13 protein-coding genes and 3 pseudogenes are annotated in these 18,246 nt (G+C 53.7%); 12 read left to right on the top strand and 4 right to left on the bottom strand.

What is annotated here, in order from left to right:
- Positions 1 to 69 precede the first annotated feature (69 nt).
- The 3 genes and pseudogenes from MELB17_RS25380 to MELB17_RS05340 form a co-directional block, all read left to right on the top strand.
- A pseudogene (locus MELB17_RS25380) lies at positions 70 to 252 on the top strand (IS4 family transposase); the annotation flags it as partial.
- A gap of 361 nt (positions 253 to 613) precedes the next feature.
- A pseudogene (locus MELB17_RS23605) lies at positions 614 to 1,571 on the top strand (IS1595 family transposase).
- A gap of 56 nt (positions 1,572 to 1,627) precedes the next feature.
- A complete protein-coding gene (locus MELB17_RS05340; RefSeq protein WP_007349122.1) occupies positions 1,628 to 2,569 on the top strand; it encodes an IS1595-like element ISMrsp2 family transposase in 942 nt (313 codons plus the stop codon).
- A 44-nt stretch (positions 2,570 to 2,613) separates the two neighbouring features.
- Here the strand turns inward: MELB17_RS05340 and MELB17_RS05335 are convergent.
- Positions 2,614 to 3,147: pseudogene (locus tag MELB17_RS05335) on the bottom strand (diguanylate cyclase); the annotation flags it as partial.
- 493 nt (positions 3,148 to 3,640) lie between these two features.
- Here MELB17_RS05335 and MELB17_RS05330 point away from each other — a divergent pair.
- From MELB17_RS05330 to MELB17_RS05320, 3 genes are all read left to right on the top strand, one after another.
- On the top strand, positions 3,641 to 5,080 hold the full coding sequence (locus tag MELB17_RS05330; RefSeq protein ID WP_007349120.1) for an IS66-like element ISMrsp5 family transposase: 1,440 nt from the start codon (positions 3,641 to 3,643) through the stop codon (positions 5,078 to 5,080).
- Between the two features lie 238 nt (positions 5,081 to 5,318).
- Positions 5,319 to 6,071 carry a Crp/Fnr family transcriptional regulator gene (locus tag MELB17_RS05325; RefSeq protein ID WP_036183759.1) on the top strand — a complete coding sequence of 251 codons (753 nt, stop codon included), beginning with the start codon at positions 5,319 to 5,321 and terminating at the stop codon, positions 6,069 to 6,071.
- A 22-nt stretch (positions 6,072 to 6,093) separates the two neighbouring features.
- On the top strand, positions 6,094 to 6,495 hold the full coding sequence (locus MELB17_RS05320) for a hypothetical protein (RefSeq protein WP_007349118.1): 402 nt from the start codon (positions 6,094 to 6,096) through the stop codon (positions 6,493 to 6,495).
- Positions 6,496 to 6,756: 261 nt separating this feature from the next.
- Here the strand turns inward: MELB17_RS05320 and MELB17_RS05315 are convergent, their stop codons facing one another.
- The 3 genes from MELB17_RS05315 to MELB17_RS05305 all read right to left on the bottom strand — a co-directional run bounded on the left by MELB17_RS05315 (position 6,757) and on the right by MELB17_RS05305 (position 10,453).
- Entirely contained in the window at positions 6,757 to 8,133 is a 1,377-nt protein-coding gene (locus MELB17_RS05315; RefSeq protein ID WP_083796350.1) for an IS1380 family transposase, read from the bottom strand.
- A 33-nt stretch (positions 8,134 to 8,166) separates the two neighbouring features.
- The gene (locus MELB17_RS05310; protein WP_198136447.1) at positions 8,167 to 9,411 is read right to left on the bottom strand and encodes a DDE-type integrase/transposase/recombinase; all 1,245 of its coding nucleotides are present in this window, start codon (positions 9,409 to 9,411) and stop codon (positions 8,167 to 8,169) included.
- A gap of 196 nt (positions 9,412 to 9,607) precedes the next feature.
- Entirely contained in the window at positions 9,608 to 10,453 is an 846-nt protein-coding gene (locus MELB17_RS05305) for a DUF4102 domain-containing protein (RefSeq protein ID WP_007349115.1), read from the bottom strand.
- A gap of 205 nt (positions 10,454 to 10,658) precedes the next feature.
- Here MELB17_RS05305 and MELB17_RS26415 point away from each other — a divergent pair, with 205 nt between their 5' ends.
- The 6 genes from MELB17_RS26415 (at position 10,659) to MELB17_RS05275 (ending at position 18,239) form a co-directional block, all read left to right on the top strand.
- Positions 10,659 to 10,976, top strand: coding sequence for a tetratricopeptide repeat protein (locus tag MELB17_RS26415; RefSeq protein ID WP_227498816.1), 318 nt, complete (start codon positions 10,659 to 10,661; stop codon positions 10,974 to 10,976).
- Positions 10,977 to 11,497: 521 nt separating this feature from the next.
- Positions 11,498 to 11,701 carry a helix-turn-helix domain-containing protein gene (locus MELB17_RS05295; RefSeq protein WP_007349113.1) on the top strand — a complete coding sequence of 68 codons (204 nt, stop codon included), beginning with the start codon at positions 11,498 to 11,500 and terminating at the stop codon, positions 11,699 to 11,701.
- The gene (locus MELB17_RS05290) at positions 11,694 to 12,482 is read left to right on the top strand and encodes a hypothetical protein (RefSeq protein WP_007349112.1); all 789 of its coding nucleotides are present in this window, start codon (positions 11,694 to 11,696) and stop codon (positions 12,480 to 12,482) included. The genes MELB17_RS05295 and MELB17_RS05290 overlap by 8 nt, the downstream gene beginning before the upstream one ends.
- Entirely contained in the window at positions 12,469 to 13,017 is a 549-nt protein-coding gene (locus MELB17_RS05285) for a BREX protein BrxB domain-containing protein (protein WP_007349111.1), read from the top strand. Before MELB17_RS05290 ends, MELB17_RS05285 begins: the two co-directional genes overlap by 14 nt.
- Positions 13,018 to 13,031: 14 nt before the next feature.
- A complete protein-coding gene (gene brxC, locus MELB17_RS05280; protein ID WP_007349110.1) occupies positions 13,032 to 16,469 on the top strand; it encodes a BREX system P-loop protein BrxC in 3,438 nt (1,145 codons plus the stop codon).
- A 60-nt stretch (positions 16,470 to 16,529) separates the two neighbouring features.
- On the top strand, positions 16,530 to 18,239 hold the full coding sequence (locus tag MELB17_RS05275; RefSeq protein WP_007349109.1) for an ATP-binding protein: 1,710 nt from the start codon (positions 16,530 to 16,532) through the stop codon (positions 18,237 to 18,239).
- The last annotated feature ends 7 nt before the right edge of the window (positions 18,240 to 18,246 follow it).

Raw genomic sequence — 18,246 nt, 5'->3', positions numbered from 1 at the left:
TGTCCTTATGGTCGTTATCGCGACGCTGGGCAGTACTTCCACCCTTCTTAGCGGTGGTGAGGTTGCTCGGGCGTATCCCGGCTGAAGCATACCCTCGTCGCCCTGTTGGTGCGCCCCAGCCGCGAGGCCCTGGATAACCTGTGTCGTCTGAGTGGTAACAGTCTGAGTGCGGTGCGCCCCGGGCGAGGCTGCCCACGACGCCGAAAACGACCGGCCACCAAAGGCTGTGAAGGGTACAAGCCGACTCGCTGACCGACACCAAACCTCGACGACGTTTAACAAGGTTTCCTGACAGACTGTGCTGGCCACCGGTCGGATGATGCTCTCCCTGAATAGTGTTTAAATCGCTCTGGCGCACCTGCAAATACACCATTGACGGTCTTTGGAGCTGATTTCGGGTTAGACTCTGATTTTAATCGCCTGTCGATTCAATAATAGGCTGTCTAACGATTGGTAATCTTGGTGACTCAGAGGGTCATGATGGACTTTTGGGGCTTAAGTTGACCTGATTACTCACGTTAATCAGCCACGCTGCCGCCATTCTGGCATATACTGATGTTATATGGCGCTGTTGTGCTTACCTGTTGGTGGTCTACACTTACTCCATACCTGAATGTATTTGGAGGCTACCGTGCAGCACGATGATTTCAACGACCTTCTACGCCGCGTTCCTGACTTCACCACCCCACAGCTGAAAAGGCTACGACATCATATTGAAAAACGCGTCAAACTGGAGGCTGTTTACGAGACGCTGACGGCTAGTGAAGAGGCGGTTACCCAGTGCCCTTATTGCCAGTCCAAGACGTTTATTCGCTGGGGATCATCCGAGAATGAGCGCCAGCGCTACCGTTGTAAACGTTGCGCAAAGACCTTCAACGCGCTGGTGGGTAGCCCGCTGTACCGCATGCGTAAAGAAGAGCTCTGGCTAGAGTATGTGGAAACGATGCGCTATGGCCTATCCCTACGCAAAGCGGCCAAGGTGACCGGTGTCAGCCTACGCACGGCCTTTCGTTGGCGTCATGCCTTTCTAAGCAGTCCCAGAGATCATAAGGCTACGTCGTTGTCCGGCATCATCGAGGCCGACGAGACATTCCTGCCGGAGTCCTTCAAGGGAAAAAAGACGATGCCTCGGCCAGCCCGTAAACGTGGGGGGCGGTAAGGTGACTCTGGTGCCCATCGCATTGGCGCTGGATCGCTCCGGACACATTACCCACCATGTTCTAGAGCACGACACTAAGGAGGAAATTATCGCAGCCTTGGCCTCAGTGATCCGCGAGAACTCCGTCTTGTGCACAGATGGCAACCTTTCCTATGTAGAAATGGTGAAGACGTTTGACCATCTTGAGCATAAGCGATTGATTGCGAAGGATAACAGCCGGGTTGTTGAGGGTGTTTACCACATCCAGACCCTGAACAATTTTACCCAACGCTGGAAGGGTTGGCTTAAGCGCTTCCACGGTGTCGGAACGGCCCACGTGGACAATTACCTGGCGTGGTTCCGCTTTATGGATGAAAGGGAGGAGTTTCAAGATGTTGCTTGGGTTCGGGGGGCGATTCCCAGTTTGGAATAGCCTACCAACATGTAAGCACAACAGCGCCTGTTATATACAGTACAGGAGGCAATCTCATGGCACGTAACCCAATCCAGTTCCAGCCCGGCCTGTCGTTGCCGGCTTTTCTCAAGCAATACGGCACAGAAGCACAGTGCCAGGAAGCCCTTTTCCAGCACCGCTGGCCCAAGGGATTTGTGTGCCCTGACTGCGGCAATGCTACCGGCTGCCGGCTATCGAGGGGGCATTACCAGTGCCATCGCTGTCACCATCAGACGTCACTGACCGCCGGCACTATCTTTCATGCGACTCACCTGCCGTTGACCACCTGGTTCCTGGCCATTTATCTGCTGACCCAGCGTAAGAGCGGTCTCTCGGCATTGCAACTGTCTCGGGATCTCGGTGTCACTTATAACACGGCCCGGAAGCTCAAACACAAGGTGCTGCAGGTCATGCACGATCGCAACCAGGGAGAGAGGCTCAGCGGCCGCATCGAGATTGATGACGCCTATCTGGGCGGCGAACGGTCGGGAAAACCAGGTCGTGGTGCCGAGCATAAATTCCCCTTTGTCGCTGCGGTACAAACCAATGGCGAGGGCCACCCGATGCGGGTTCAGCTTCGCCGTGTGAGTGGCTTTACCCTGGCCGAGGTGCGTCGCTATGGCCAACAGGCCATTGCGCCCGGAAGCCACGTTGTCAGCGATGGTCTCAACTGTTTCCGGGCCTTTGACACGGCCACCTGCGTCCACGAGCGCCACATCACCGGAGGCGGTCGTGCCAGCGTGGCGAATCCTGAGTTCAACTGGGTCAACACCCTGCTCGGCAACGTCAAGAACGCGATCACTGGAACTTACCACGCTATCCGGGGGCAGCATGCCCCTCGCTACCTCGCTGAGTTCGAATACCGCTTCAATCGGCGCTACGATCTCAAAGCCATGCTTCCGCGGTTCCTGACAGTAGCAGCCCGGACACCGCCTATGCCCTATAGGCTGCTAAAGATGGCTGACTCTTATGCGTAATCAGGTAAGTTGATGACATTGGGACGGAATGTCCCCAGAACCCCAAAGTGCTGGAAAACCCATATGATTAGTATGGACACGAAAAAAGTCTTGAGGAACTGGGTGGCCATGATGATGCCAACCTTTACCTTCATGTCCTGATAAACGCGATCCAGATCGGCTGTTACCGTGAGTTCGCCGAGCTTGAGCATTCCATCGCCTTGATGAACCAGACCGAAGTTGTGTGGCTGGGTATCGGCTCCACGGGGGATCTCACCCATAACCAGTTCGGAGTCCGGTTCAATGCCCAGCCGCAGATGAACGACGTCCGGAAGGCTGAGAATACCTTCCATTTGGGTCTGGAGCAGTTTTTGATCAAGGGCCCAGAGGCTGCTGGCGAGGCTGGAGGCATACCCGGACTCAATTGCCTGCATGCGGCTGTCGATCTGGGAAAGATCTTTCGAATAGTCGGAATAGATCTGGATAGCAGACGCGATCAGAGTGAAAACCGAGCTGAACAGAAGTATCCAGGCAAGCAACCTGAAAGACAGGGGAGAGCCCGTGCGAAAACGTTGAAGGCGCGTCAGTAGTTTGGGCATGTCGTCGCTTCAGCCACCCGGACGGTTGATAACAGCAAACAGTCTATCACTTGCAAACTATAGCAGTCCTGCTCTCCGAATTCCCTGCAAATACGCGAAAAGGCGGGAGAAATGTGCTCGCTTCTACCTTTCCTGAATTTTCGATTCCAAGAGTGATGTGGTCCATTGACGCAGATCAATATTTGTATTCAGGGGTGACGTAATCTGAGCTTAATCAAGTTTGATCGTAACTATTCAGCTCAAAAAACCTGTGAAAGTTCTTGACAGGGTTTTTGCCTGAATCTTTCGACTTTATCGGCATACGCACTGATGCAACCAGACAGGCTATAACCGACGACATAGGGTCCGCTGAAAGGCTGTAATTACCGATACCGATCACGGGACGGCATCGATTTTTTAATCGCCGTATAAGAGCGCTCAGAGCCAAAAATGTCGCCCTGAAAACCCGTGCGATAATGGCTGTCTTACAAAGCCATCCCGGTGGGGGCAGACATTGAAAATAGACAATATCGACGTTGATTCGGCAATCGCCTCCGTCAAGAACCTTCTTGAGAAAGAGCGTGACCTGTCGCCTTCACTCAAGGCCGCTCTGGAAGTGCTGCTCGTTTTGGTGGCGCTACTGCTCAACCGCACGACGCTCAATAGCAAAAATAGTCGTAAGCCGCCTTCAACGGATCCGAACCGTGACAAATCTTCCAAAAAGGGTTCCAGCAATAGAAAACCCGGCGGACAGAAGGGGCGTATCGGAACCACCTTGCAGCAGGTCGATGGTCCTGACGCAGTGAAAGAGCTGAAAGTCGATCGACGCTCTCTGCCAAAAGGACGGCGGTATCAAGAGGACGGTTATGAAACACGGCAGGTCATCGATATTGATATCGCGCGATTCGTGACTGAATACCGAGCACAGGTTATTAAAGACGACCAGGGGAATCGATTTGTTGCTGCCTTTCCGGACAGGGTCAGTCAGTCGGTTCAGTATGGCATCGGCATCAAGGCCAATGCGGTCTATATGTCGCAGTTTCAGCTGTTGCCCTATGACCGAATCCGTGACCACTTTCAGGAGCAGATGGGCATTCCGGTCAGTGCCGGCGCTGTCTTCAATTTCAACAAAGAGGCTTACGAGAAGCTGGATCATTTCGAGCAGTGGGCGAAAGCTCAGCTCGCCAAATCTGAGCTCATGCATGTTGATGAGACCGGCATCAACCTGGACGGGAAGCGCCACTGGTTGCACTGCGCGTCCAATAGCGCATTGACGCTGTTCTATCCCCACACCAAGCGTGGCACCGAGGCCATGGACGAGATGGGCGTCTTACCCTTCTTCAGTGGGGTGCTGTGTCACGATCATTGGAAGCCGTACTACCGTTACGCGTGCACCCATTCCCTGTGCAATGCGCACCATCTTCGGGAGCTGGAGAGGGCATGGGAGCAGGACGATCAACACTGGGCCAAGGCGATGAAAGTACTGCTGATCGATATGAACAAAACGGTAGCGGATGCCGGTGGCCGCTTGCCAGCCACTGATGCTGAACGGTGGCGACAGCGCTATCGACAACGTCTCGAAGAGGCAGATATCGAATGTCCGCCTCCCGATAAGAGCCTGCGAGAGGCAGGGAAACGAGGCAGGCTAAAACGATCAAAAGCCCGAAACTTGCTGGAAAGGTTGCGAAACTTTGAGCACGACGTTCTGCGTTTTATGGATGTCGAGTACGTCCCCTTCACTAACAATCAGGGGGAGAACGACCTGCGCATGACGAAAGTGCAGCAGAAAATATCCGGTTGTTTTCGATCCATGGCGGGGGCGAAGATCTTTTGTCGTGTTCGCAGTTACCTGTCAACGTGCCGTAAGCAGGGGGTATCAGCCACAGAGGCTCTGGCTTTACTCTTTCAGGGGAAAAGCCCTGCGTTTATGGATACCGATGAGACTCTATTTTAATGATCATGGTGAATATGAGCTGAATAGTTACCTGAATTGAAGCAATACTTCTCTTAGCTTGGACCACAGCTTCTCTGTGAGCATGTATCTGGGCATTGCGGGCTCGTATGATTGTTGTTGTGGAACTTCATTATACGAGCTTGCTATTATCTTTCAAAGACTTACGAGCAATTGTCAACAGACCCTAGTATTCATACATTGATTATGAATGCATGAACACGCCAAAGAGGACTTCATCATGGCGATGATACAGGCTGCCGATACCCCCATGAACTACGCCAAACCGGTTCTGATGGCGGTCAAATCCAGTGACCAAAAAGACAGCCTGACGCTGTTGCGCAACCACGCTATGTTCAGCGCTCTGGAAGAAGACGACCTGCAAGAGCTTCTGCATCATGCCCGCCGCTTGCGGTTGGGCCATCACCAGTTACTGTATCGCCAGGACATGCCGGCCCACCACTTCTTCTTTGTGTTGTCTGGCCGCTTGCGCCTGTATCGGCTGGATGCTTCTGGTATCGACCGTACTCTGGACAGCATCGCGCCAGGCGACTGCATTGCCGAAGTGATGATATACGCCGATCCCGCCCGCTACGCCTGTTACGCCGAAGCCCTGAAAACCAGCGAAGTGCTGATGATTCCGGTGAAAGCGTATCAGGACTTGCTGGACACCAATCACAGCTATACCCAGGCCGCTCTGCGCCACTACGCTATGCGCGCAGTGACTCATTTTCACGATCTGGAAATCATGACCGTGCAGAGCGCCCGCGATCGGCTGATTCGCTATCTGGTGGATTTGTTACCAGAAGGCAGCAAGCAGGGTGGTGAAGTGGAATTGCCACTGCCCAAATGCCTGGTGGCGTCGCGTCTTGCCATGCAGCCAGAAACCTTCTCGCGCATTCTGGCCGACCTGAAATCCAACGGCCTGGTGCGGGTAAATCGCAGCCGGGTGTTTATTTCCGACCCGAGCAAGCTGATTCAGATAAGCCGATAGTTACCATTTAAGGATTTATGAAATGATCAGCAATTACCGCGAATTGATTGCCGCGACCGGGCAGGAGCACGAACCCCAGCGCCTTTTGTTTGTGTTTTGCCGCGCCGAATTGCCAGACTCGGCCTCTGCAGAGGAGCTCGCAGCTTTTGAGCGGGGCGAGGGCGGCGCACTTACGCCGGTGATCTGCGTGGATAAAACCCCTGCCGAAGTCGCAGACTTCAGTCAGCTGGTGGACGAGTCCCGCAACACGGGTCAGAACTGGGACGTTGTATTCGTGGCGGCTATGTCTGGTCGTGGTGGCGTGCCCCCGTCCAGCGACGAAGCACAGCAGCCCATGACCATGATGGTCGAAAGCATTCGCATGGGCCACGTCGGCAATTATCTGCCTTTAGACGTCAGCGGCGAAGCGGTTAGCCTCGGCTAATCAGAGATAGAGGAGGTATCAATAGCCTGCTAGCCCGAATGTTTCATAAACCACCCTCTCGCTCTCAGAGCCTGGCATTGTCTGACTATTTTCAGGCTAATGACTCGACCATGGCTGGAAAATGGGACGTGCATAGACGTGACTATGGCGTTCCGGGACCAGTTTCTCCGATCAGATGGCGAATTTGTGGATTTCAGGCGAGCAGAAGCTTCTGGACAGTGCCAGATCGTCGTTTTTAGGTCGCGATCCCTGTCAGGGGTGTCAGGCGGGCGTTGGCGGTCGGGCCAGGTACATTAATTCGGTCACCCGGTGTAGCAGACCCTTCATCGGGCAACGGCTGGGCAGGTGCAATTTGATCCTGTCCTTGTACTGCACTACCCGCACGGCCAGCTTGAACAGCTTCAGAATGAGGGTCATGGGCTGAGCTTTTGCCAGTTCGGTGTGGCACAGCGTATGTTCACGCAGGCTGTGGATCAGATTGTAGGCCGCGCAAGCGTAAAAGAGGCGCAGGTGATTGGCGATAAAGCCATGGTCGGAGGTACGATCGCTGGCCAGGTCGTTCTTCACCGCCTTGATGTAGTTCTCGTCCTGACCGCGGGCGCAGTACAAATCCCGGTATAACGCCTCCGCCGTCGGTTCCGTCAGCGACGTGACGACAAAGCGCGGATTGTCACCCAGACTCATGACCTCGGCCTTGAGCACCACCCGGTACGCGGCGGGCCATGAGCCGGCCTGGTAGGCCACATTGTCGTAAAGACGGGTTGCTGCGGGGGTGGTCTGCTGTAACCGACGGGCGTTCTCGCAGCATTGCTCATGCAGGGTGCGAGCCCTGGCGAGCAGTGGCTCAGCCCTGGGCGTCAGTGCGCTGTTACCGGCGAGGCCAAAGAGAAAATCGAGCTGATCATCGCCATCGCACAGGGCCATCAAGGCCGGATTGGCGAAATGGCCATCGCCGCGCAGGACGATGTGGGTGTCTGGCCAGGCCTGACGCAACCGACGCAACACCCGCCCGATAATGGCAGCGTTCTCGCGTCCGGTAGGTCGCTTGCCGGGACGCAAGACAGCGGTAATGAGCTTGCCCGACAGGCCCTCAAAGAGGAACAGAGGCAGATAACAGTGGCTGCCGTAGTGGCGATTATAGAAGGCCAGCTCCTGTTGCCCGTGGGTGCGGTCTTCGGAATGATCCATGTCCAGCACCATCACCGGTGGCGGGCTGGCATAGCTGGCGATAAAGGCGTCGACGAAGGCCTGGGCCAGGCGATAGATGTCCTTGCGAGAGAGCCCGTTCTCCAGACGAGAGAAGGTCGGAGCGGACGCCAAAGCGGTGTCCGCATCAAGGGGAGCACGCCCGAGCGCCAGCTTGAAGGCCGGATCGTGGCGCAGGCTGTTGGCATCGTTGCCATCGGCATAGCCGCAGGCACTCTGGAAAATGCGCTGGCGCAACAGGTCCGTCAGGCTGTGGTCAATATAAGACGGGTGCCGCCAATCCTCGATAGCTGAGGCCAGGCGCTCAATCAGGCCGGTCTGACGATCCACGCCCTGTAGCAGCAGGGCCCCAAAGTCACTAGACATGGCCCCGCCATTGAAATCGGCGCGCACCGTGAAGCCGGCGATAGCAGTATTTTCCAATCCATAAATGAGTCTGAAGGAGAGAGGGGGAGTGGTTCTCTATTAGCCTGTTCTCAGGGCTTGTCCATGGATGGTTTTGAAGAGTTCCTGACGGGCCTTTTGTAGCTGGTCCGCCGCCTGATTGTCACTGATCTGATGAGCGACCTTGTCGAGTATTTCAAAGCTGGCGCCGGGTTTCAAATAGTCTTCGGCACCAGGCAGTGATTTGAACTTGTCGTAGGGCGTCATCATGTTTTCATAACGATAGATCTTGCGCTGCTTTCCCTTGTCATCGACCTTGGTTTCAGGAAAGAAGCAGGGGCGATGAAAGTTAACATAGGGGGTCAGGTGCTGCTGGTTAAACGCATTGATGAGGGGTGCCCAGCGCTGAGGAATATGACTGTATCCGAACAGTTTTCTGACCACGGAAGCGTTTTTGCTTTCCGCCAACGCGTTGTCGTTGCTCTGTCGAGAGCGTGACTTGGTGAACTCGATCAATAGCTTTCTCAGCAGGTCGGCGACCCGTTTATTGATGTATTCAGAGCCGTTGTCAGAGTGGAAACCGAGTAGGCTGAAAGGAAAGGCATCAAGCAGCTGCTCCAGGGCGGGCATGAGGTAGCGTTCGCTGATTTTCTCAACGGTATAGACAACCTCAAACTGGGTGACTTCATCGACAGCATTGATATGGTAAACACCCTTCTGCTTGTCTAGATCCCCCTGATGTACGGTATCGATGCGGATATAGCCTGCCATGCCGTTGGGTTGGGGCTTGCGGCGCTCACCAAGGGTGGAAGGCTTAGACCGGGTCTTCTCAAAATGCCGTCGATGCCGGGAATAGGTCGTAGATTTTCTCAGGTTGTAGAGGTGACTGACGGAGATTGCTGACAGAGTCTTGTACTCGGTCTCGCCATAGACCCCATAGGCTCGTTCACACAGTTTCTTGATGGCATGGCCGCAGGGCGTGTCATGGCGCTCGTCCATCGCCGCCAGCAGCCGGACATCCTTTTCAGTGTACTTCCGTTTGAAGCCGGACACGGCTCGCTGACGTCGCTGTAATCGTCCCGTCTTGCGGTACTGGGCGATCAGCCGAGTGAGCTGTTGCCGCGAGTAACCACTGACCTTTATCAGGTAGCGAATGACGACGCCTTTCCCCTGCCGGTTAAGTGTCAGATAGCGGAATTTGACTAACGCTTGCTGAATCCAGCGGTAACAGGCGTCTTTGTCATTAGTGACCGAAAAGGCCACTGCCTGAGTTCCTGACAGGAAGTGCGTCAGTTGATCGATGGTCGTTAAATCTTCGAGCTTCATAATGGCTTTCATCCCGCCATCATGAACAAATCCTGCGCTTGCTTCAGACTCATTTGATATTAGAAATACAGCCCCTCTTCAGACTCATTTCATATTGGACAAGGCTATAGCAGGAAAACGGAGTTGAGTTGGGATAGAATGGCACATAGGCGGTCTCGTTTAAGCTTCGTACGTAGCGTTATTAGCGTAACTCCAATTATATCAATTGGTTAAGCGATATTCGCCTACTTTTTTGAATAATCCGGGCTAGGTTCAGTGACAGGCCAGAGTTTGGCAATTTACGGTAAAGTTCTTGCAGCTCATCACCTTTCATTTTTGTAGCGCAAAGGACTCTACTCCTAATTTTGTCTTTCCCGCCAACATCCACTTTTTCGATGCAATCCAAAACTGAATATTCAATAAACTCTCTTTTAACTGCATTTCGGAACAACGACTTTGTATAGGCCAAAATCGTGTTCGCCATTGAGTTATGTCCCGCCGCCAGAATAGGATCAACAGCAGCAAAAAAGTGACAGCGCTTGAATTCACTAATCGGCATGTCCCCAAAGCGCTTGAGCAAGTGGTTTTTCAGCATCGTCATTGCGTGCACTCCACCATCTTTGTGCCCGCTCTGCTTATTTGCCAACCTAACCGCATACACAGCAGCTGCATCATTCACAGTCCTCAACGCCTGCCGCTCTGCAATTTCCTGCAGATATTTAGACTTTCGTGCTTCTGCAAGACGCTTTTTTTCTTCCTGGGGATCATCTCCCTGTCGAATACGGACTCGCCAAGTCTCAGCCAATTCCCGAACAGAACGCGTTCTCAGTCCGTCATCAAACGCACCAAGGGCATACTTTCGCCCAACCCACTGACCAGAACCAACCTGAACGCTGTATCTCAGATGCCAGGCTTTATTCCCAGCGGGCGTAACGCGTAACACCAAGCCCTTAACAGTTGAGTCCTGAATGTAAAGATCTTTCTGGCCAGGGGTTACTTTCCGGATAAATTTGTCTGCTGAATCGGCACTCCTTGGAAGGAGCTCCTTATTTTTTACTGCCATTTTCCAACTCCGTTATAGCTAATTTTAAAGAATCTTGGGTACTGATTGGGGGCAGGTTCTGGCCTGGGTACTTGTTGGGTACCTGTAAAACGCCTTGCAACAACCTGAACTCAATCAACACCCAAGTATTCTATAAAAACCTATTAAAAACATACAGTTAATAGACTAAAACGGAAACGAAATAGACCTAAATGAACCGAAATGAATCACTACACTATTTTATTCGGGACGAAGGAGTCGCAGGTTCGAATCCTGCCACGCCGCTAATCAAGGTCATGCAGTTGCACAATTTAATCTTGGCTTTATGTTTAAGACTGGTGATGGCGTCCCGCAGGATGCTGTCGAAGCAGCTCAATGGTACCGACGTTCCGCCAAACAAGGCGATACGGATGCACAATATTATCTTGCGATAATGCTTAGAAATGGCGAAGGAGTCGAGCAGAACCATCGTGAAGCTACTAAGTGGAATATGCGCGCCGCTGAACAGGGTCACGAGCTTGCGAAGTTTAACCTCAACCTCTAAAGCGAGGAGAGCTTACCGACGACTAACAGCGGTATTACCCACGAAAAGTAGACACTCGGTTATGATGAGCAACCAGTCTGGCTTTATACTCTTGCGAACGCTGACGGCGTTTTCGAAACGAGCGAGATGCGTTTAGGTTTTCATGAAAAGTGTCCGCTGAGGAATAAGCGCACACTATCTTGACGGCTGCGGCATGGGCTCAAGATGGAATTACCGGACGCTTACTCGGAGTCTCCCGAACTCCGCGCATGATACATACCATATTTATCGGCCCTCCTTTATTCAAAACACTCCTCGAACGTGAAACGCCTCATTAGGTTGTAAAGAGCGACTTTTTTATCGCAGTACTGGCGTAACATTCGTACAAACGCCCAACATTTTCGCTCTATGCAGGTCTATACCGACCAATGCGGTTGTTACACGCGAACTAGCGCTATATATTGATTGCTCATTATTTTGGGCGCTTTCCAGTCGCCCAATCGCTTGTGAACAGCGCTATGCAAGAACAGGGGAACGAACCCATGATCGAACTGGACGACCGATGGTTGTCAGTCAGCGAAATCGCCAAGTATCTGGGGGTCAGCAACGATACGGTATACAGGTGGATTGACAAGCAAACGATGCCTGCTCACCGCGTAGGCCGGGCATGGAAGTTTAAGAAGGACGAAGTCGATGGATGGGTTCGCAATCGCGGCGCAAGCGATGGAAATAGCGCCAATGTCTAACGATAAACAGCTTGCCCGTTTTGGGTTTCGATTTGAGCGCGGCGGCACCCACAGCTCGCGAACCATGATGCTAGACGAATTGACGGCGCTACTGAGCTACGTTGATCGCTCAGAGGCAAAAAAGGCCGATTACCTGCACGCCATAGAAGCAGAAAACTGCCTGGGCAAACGCTCCGGTAAAACTCGCCGCCTTACCTACAGACACTTAGCAGAGCTGTATTCTCTCGACACGAATCACCTGCTCTTTCGCGCCTTGCTTTATTTCTGGCAGCGCGATGAAGAAGGAAGACCAATGCTGGCGCTTTTAGCAACGTACGCCAGAGACTCCATTTTTCGCACCAGTGCGTCGTTGATTCTCAAAGCACCGAAAGGCTCAATCATCACCCGTGATTCGGTCGAAGAACGGTTAGACAGCCTGGAACCAGGCCGCTTCAGCAAAGCGACTCTGAAATCCACAGCCCAAAACATCAACTCCAGCTGGACTAAATCTGGCCACCTGACGGGGCGAAACAAGAAAACAAGAAGCCGGGCCATTCCGACACCGAGCAGCGCCGCCTATGCATTGTTGCTGGGTTACTTAACCGGCGCCCGTGGGCAAGGTTTGTTCAGCTCTGAATATACGAAGCTGCTGGACTGCTCCAAGGAGCAAGTCATTGAATTGGCCGAACAGGCCTCCCGCAGGGGATGGATAACCTATAAGCGGGTTGGGAATGTTATCGAGGTCTTGTTCCCCAGCCATATTAATCAGCAAGAACAGGAGTGGTTGCGTGAGCAGGGTTAAACGCCTGATTCAATCGTACGGACGGCACATTGCTATCCCCTGGCGAGATGACGCCGCAGCCGCTCAGCGGGTTATTTTCTGCGTCTATAACGAAAACGAAGAGCGATGGCTCAGAGCCAGGGTAGACGAATTTGAAATAGTCACCCGTCAGTCGGGACACGACTGGGCGTTGTTCGATCTGACTAACAGCTTCGCCGGCTGGCTAAGCACCCAACGGTATGCCAAGAGCTATTTCCAGAAACCACACCTGTTGGCCACTGTTCTGCCCAAATACCTCGACTACATCGTCAGCGATTTAGAGCGTGTTCTGAAAGAGAAGAATGCAGACAACAATACCGTGGTAGCTGTACAAGGTGTTGGCTCCCTGTTCGGATTTCTCAAGGTCAAAGACGTTGTAGATAAGCTGGCGCCCTTGGTACAGGGGCGGCTGCTAGTTTTGTTTCCCGGCAGTTATGAAAACAACAACTACCGGTTATTGGACGGTTACGACGGGTGGAACTATCTCGCAGTGCCGATAACCGCAGACAAGGATTAAGGAAGAGGCTGTTCATGAAGAATCGTGAGATTTATCAGAAAGATCCGACTACCCGCAAATTGGTTAACGAAGGGGTGGCCACTGTTAACGATGACACCACCAGTCAGGCCCTGACGGTGCTCCGCTATGAGCTGGAAACCTTTGTCTGCGATGGCCAGTACGAAAAGGGCATGTCTCACATTCTGGAAACCTTCCTGAAGAACATCGATCAGGCACAGCAGCCAGCAGTATGGGTAAGCGGGTTCTACGGTTCCGGTAAATCCCATTTGGTTAAAATGCTGCGAACTCTGTGGGTCGATAGCCAGTTTGAAGACGGTGCTACTGCCCGGGGCATCGCTAACCTGCCCCAAGGGGTCCGCGACCATTTACAGGAACTAAGTACCCAAGCTAAACGCCATGGAGGCTTGCACGCCGCATCTGGAACCCTCGGTTCTGGCGCCAGCGGCAGCGTGCGACTGGCGCTGCTGCGCATTCTGTTCAAGTCTGCAGGGCTGCCCGAGCAATATCCGGTTGCCCGCTTCGTGATGTGGCTGAAGCACGAGGGTATTTACGACCAGGTGCGCCAGAGCGTCGAGTCTGCAGGTTACGAGTGGCAGGAAGAGTTGGATAACTTCTACGTGGCTGAAGGCCTGCATGAGGCTTTGGTTCAGGCCAAGCCCGCGCTATTTTCGTCGCCCACATCCTGCGTGGAAACCCTGAATAACCTTCATCCGTTTGTTCAGGACATCTCCAGCGACGATATGCTCAAAGCAATCCGCCAGACACTAACCAAAGACGGTAAATTCCCGCTCACGTTGATCGTTCTGGACGAGGTGCAGCAGTTTATCGGCGAAGACAGTCAGCGTTCCATCGCCGTACAAGAAGCCGTAGAGGCGTGCTGCAAAAACTTTGGCGGCAAATTGCTCTTCATCGGTACCGGCCAAACAGCCGTCACCGGCACCAGTAACCTGAAGAAACTCGAAGGCCGCTTCACCATCCGCGTTGAGCTGTCCGATGCCGATGTTGATGCGGTTATCCGACAGGTCATCCTGGCCAAGAAGCCAGAAGCCAAGACACCTGTCGAACAAGTCCTGCAAACCAACTTAGGGGAAATCTCCCGACACTTGGCCGGCACAACCATCGGTCATCGCCAGGATGATTTGCCGTATTTCCCCCAAGACTACCCAATTCTACCGGTACGTCGGCGCTTCTGGGAAAACACCCTGAGAATACTGGACCAGACGGGTACCGACAGCCAGTTGCGCAACCAGCTCAGCATGATCCACAAAGTCATTCAGACCAACTTGGATGACCCACTCGGCCATGTGGTACCGGCGGACTATCTCTACTTCGACTCCGCCGACAAGTTGCTTCAGTCTCGTATCTTGCCCCGCAAGGTGCATGAAAAAACCATGAGTTGGATAAAGGGTTCGGAGGATCAGCGCCTGATGGCTCGTGCCTGCGGTCTGGTTTTCCTGATCAATAAATTGGGCGGACAAAACAACGAAATCGGCATCCGGGCTAACGTGGACTCCCTGGCGGACCTGCTCGTGAAGGACCTTTCCAATGGTAGCAGTAGCTTGCGTAGCAAACTGCCCGGGCTGTTGGACAACTGCGAGCTACTGATGAAAGTGGGTGAGGAATACCGCATCCAGACCGAAGAAAGTGCCGCCTGGACCGACGAATTTCTCAGCCAACGCTCAGCACTCTCTAACGAAGCGCATCGTATTCACGCGGAACGCGATGACCGAATCCGCCGTATGTTCGGCGATGTGGCTCGCAAGCTGTCACTGATACAAGGTGAAGCCAAAGTTACCCGGGATATTTACCCGGTGTTTGATGCCCAACTGCCGAACGATGCCAGCCAGCGCATCTACGTGTGGATAAGGGATGGCTGGAGTGGTGATGAAAACTCCGTTCGGGCCGATGCCCGGCAGGCAGGCAACCAGTCGCCAACGATCTTTGTGTTTGTCCCCAAGCGTTCCGCAGACGACCTGCGCCACCACCTGATCGACTTCAAAGCGTCCAGTGCCACCCTGGATAAACGCGGCTCTCCTAATACCCCGGAAGGCACCGAAGCCAAAGCTGCCATGGAAACCATCAAACAAACAGCAGAGGGCAAAATCCGCGAGCTACTCAGTGAAGTTTTCTCCGGTGCCCGGGTATTTCAAGGCGGAGGTAACGAAATTCTCGGCAATAACTTGCAGGAGATGGTGCTAGAAGCGGCGAAAAATGCCCTGCAGCGCCTGTATCCTAATTTCCATATTGCTGATCATAGTGGCTGGCAAAAGGCCTACGAGAAAGCCCAAAAGGGTGCGCCGGATGCCCTTAAAGCTGTGGGTGACGACGGTGATCCCGCAAAGAACCCAGTGTGCAAGACTATTCTGGGCTTTATTGCTGGCGGCAAAAAAGGGACAGATATTCGCGATAACTTTGAAGGCTCGGGTTATGGGTGGTCGCGCGATGCTGTAGATGGTGGCCTTCAGATACTGCTGGTAGCAGGCGTGATTCGCGCCCAGGATGATCGCGGGCAGGCGATTGAGCCCTCTGCCCTAGAACGCAAAAGCATCGGCAAAGCCTTTTTCAAAGTCGAATCGGCCAATGTCACGACACCGCAGCGCATCCAGATCCGCAAACTGCTGCAGAAAGTCGGCGTATCAGCCAAACAGAGTGAAGAGCTGGCCCATGTGCCGCTGTTTTTGCAGAAGGTGTCTGAACTGGCCGACAAAGCCGGTGGCGAAGCGCCCAAGCTGAAACGCCCGGACACCCAGTTTCTGGATGATATTCGGCTGACCACTGGTAACGAACAACTGCTGGCGCTCTATAACCGGCGGGATGAACTAATTCAAAGTATTGAGAGCTGGGAAAGCCTTGCCGAACGGATCCAGCAGCGTTGGCCCAGCTGGACTACCCTCAAGCTCCTCGTAAACCACGCTAATGGCCTGAGTGATGCCGATGTCTACCGTGCCCAAGTGGACACTATCGAACAACAACGGCAACTGCTGGAAGACCCGGACCCGATCACCCCGCTGGCGGCCAGCCTGACCCAAAGCCTGCGGGATGCCCTGAACACACTGAACCAGGACTACCAGGCCCGGCATAAGCAGGGCATGAAGCGCCTGGAGACGGATGGTAACTGGCTGCAACTGGAACCAGAACATCGCAATCAGTTGCTCTCCAGGCAGAAGCTAACCCTGGCTGATCAACCTAAAGTAGCTGTCCAGTCCACCGACGAGGTGCTGAACACCCTGGATCATTATTCACTAGCCATGTTCGCCGACCGGGTAGTCGCGTTGCCCAGCCGCTTTGATAACGTGGCGGTATCCGCCGCTGAGCTGTGTGAACCGGAAATCCAGTTTGTATCAGTACCGCGACGTACCCTGAAAACCGAGGCAGACATTGATACCTGGGCTGAAGAGGTGAAAGACCAGCTCAAAAACGCACTGGTAAAGGGCCCAGTCTCAGTCAAATAACGGTCAATCAAAGAAAGAACTGTCAAAAACAGGACCGCCAAAAAGAGGACTGCCAAAGCCATGCGAACCCTCACCAATATTGAGGAACTGCTGCCAGAGCTGGACCATTGCATAGCCGACGATCTGGAGGACCAGGATCTCGACTTCAAACAGTGGGACACCAAAAGCCGTGACAAAGCGGTGAGAATTGTTGTCCAGATGGCCGTGTGCATGGCTAACGGCGGCGGTGGCACCGTAGTGTTTGGTGTGGCAGATCGCATACAAGGGCGGAAGAACGCCATTCCGGGAGTGCCACCGGAAATCGATGCGAATATGTTAAAAAAAGCGGTATACGACCAAACCGATCCGAAAATCATGCCGGTGTTCGAAGAGCTAACCGTACCGGAAGGCACGGGCCGCGTGTTGCTGATGCAGATCCACCCCGGAATGCCACCCTATACCGACACCGCAGGCCGAGGCACCATCCGTGTCAGTAAAGACTGCGTGCCTTTAACCGGCACTGTCCGCCGAAAGATTGGCGTGGAAACCGGTGAAACCGATTACACGGCAGAAGCAGTGGCGCCTATAGATGACGCCTTGCTGTCTGCTACCGCGCTGGAAGCCCTGCGTAATCAGGCCAGCAGAGAACGTGCGCCAGATGACTTGCTAAGACTATCGGATGCCGAATTACTGTCCACTCTGGGGTTAATCAAACAGGGCAAGCTGACCCGTGCGGCCATCTTGCTGGCAGGTACTGAAGCAGCTATTCGTGAACACCTGCCCGGCCACAACTGGACCTTTCTGCAGATGACGTCCGATACCGACTACGGTATCCGGGAAGATCGCGCCAGCGCCTTACCTTTGTCCGTCCAGCGCATTGAAGAACTGTTGGTACCCTTTAACCCCATCACCACCTATAAGCAGGGCATGTTCCACTACGAATACCGCACCTGGCCGGAAATCGCCGTGCGCGAGGCCCTGATGAACGCGTTCTGCCATGCAGATCTTCGTATTGCCGGGCCGATAATGGTCAAACTGTATGCAGACCGGCTGGAAATCAGCAATAACGGCGGATTTATCGCCGGCATTACCGCCAACAACATTCTGCACCACCAACCTGCCGCCAGAAATCCTTTACTGGTTGAGGCACTTACCCGCCTGCGCCTGGTTAACCGCAGCAATCTGGGCATTAACCGCATGTTTTCTGCGCTGTTGATGGAAGGTAAAGAGCCGCCCCAGATCCGGGAAGTGGGGGATTCCGTGCAGGTGAGCTTTCCCAAACGCGAGTTGAACGCCACCTTTCGCCTATTTGTGGCAGATGAAAGCGAACAGGGTCGCAAACTGGGAGTAGACGAACTGATGCTGCTGCAGTACCTACTTCAGCATCCAGAGGTAGACACCAACACCGCCGCTGCCCTATGCCAGCGTGGCGAAGCAGAAATGCGCGAAAAGTTATCCACAATGGAGTCAGCCGGATACATCGAACACGGAGGCACCGGGCGGGGAGCTTACTGGTGTATTCAGCCCGAATTCTACAATCGCTTCGCCGAGGATGGCCAGAGTGACGCGCGCCGACGAATCGGCTGGGACGCCGCGAAAACGCGCGTGCTCAGCGTTCTGATGGAGCGGGCGAAACGGGGCGAGCTGGGGATGAGCAACAAAGAAATTCGACAGATCACACGTTTTGACCGCAACCAAGTGCATCGATTGATGACCGAACTTCGACAGGAAAACCCCAACCTGCAGCCACCGGGAAGAGGCAAATACGCGCGATATGAATTCAAGCAATGATGCATGA

The organism is Marinobacter sp. ELB17, assembly GCF_000169375.1.
Taxonomy (GTDB): Bacteria; Pseudomonadota; Gammaproteobacteria; order Pseudomonadales; family Oleiphilaceae; genus Marinobacter.
The sequence above is the reverse complement of the archived record's forward strand: the minus strand, read 5'-3'. Positions and strand labels throughout refer to the sequence as shown.

Excerpts from the sequence above, each read along its gene's own strand:
- brxC (WP_007349110.1), top strand. The coding sequence starts at position 13,032 with ATGAAGAATCGTGAGATTTATCAGAAAGATCCGACTACCCGCAAATTG.
- MELB17_RS05320 (WP_007349118.1), top strand. The coding sequence starts at position 6,094 with ATGATCAGCAATTACCGCGAATTGATTGCCGCGACCGGGCAGGAGCAC.
- MELB17_RS05275 (WP_007349109.1), top strand. The coding sequence starts at position 16,530 with ATGCGAACCCTCACCAATATTGAGGAACTGCTGCCAGAGCTGGACCAT.
- MELB17_RS05305 (WP_007349115.1), bottom strand. The coding sequence starts at position 10,453 with ATGGCAGTAAAAAATAAGGAGCTCCTTCCAAGGAGTGCCGATTCAGCA.
- MELB17_RS05290 (WP_007349112.1), top strand. The coding sequence starts at position 11,694 with ATGTCTAACGATAAACAGCTTGCCCGTTTTGGGTTTCGATTTGAGCGC.
- MELB17_RS05325 (WP_036183759.1), top strand. The coding sequence starts at position 5,319 with ATGGCGATGATACAGGCTGCCGATACCCCCATGAACTACGCCAAACCG.
- MELB17_RS05310 (WP_198136447.1), bottom strand. The coding sequence starts at position 9,411 with ATGAAGCTCGAAGATTTAACGACCATCGATCAACTGACGCACTTCCTG.
- MELB17_RS05295 (WP_007349113.1), top strand. The coding sequence starts at position 11,498 with ATGATCGAACTGGACGACCGATGGTTGTCAGTCAGCGAAATCGCCAAG.
- MELB17_RS05340 (WP_007349122.1), top strand. The coding sequence starts at position 1,628 with ATGGCACGTAACCCAATCCAGTTCCAGCCCGGCCTGTCGTTGCCGGCT.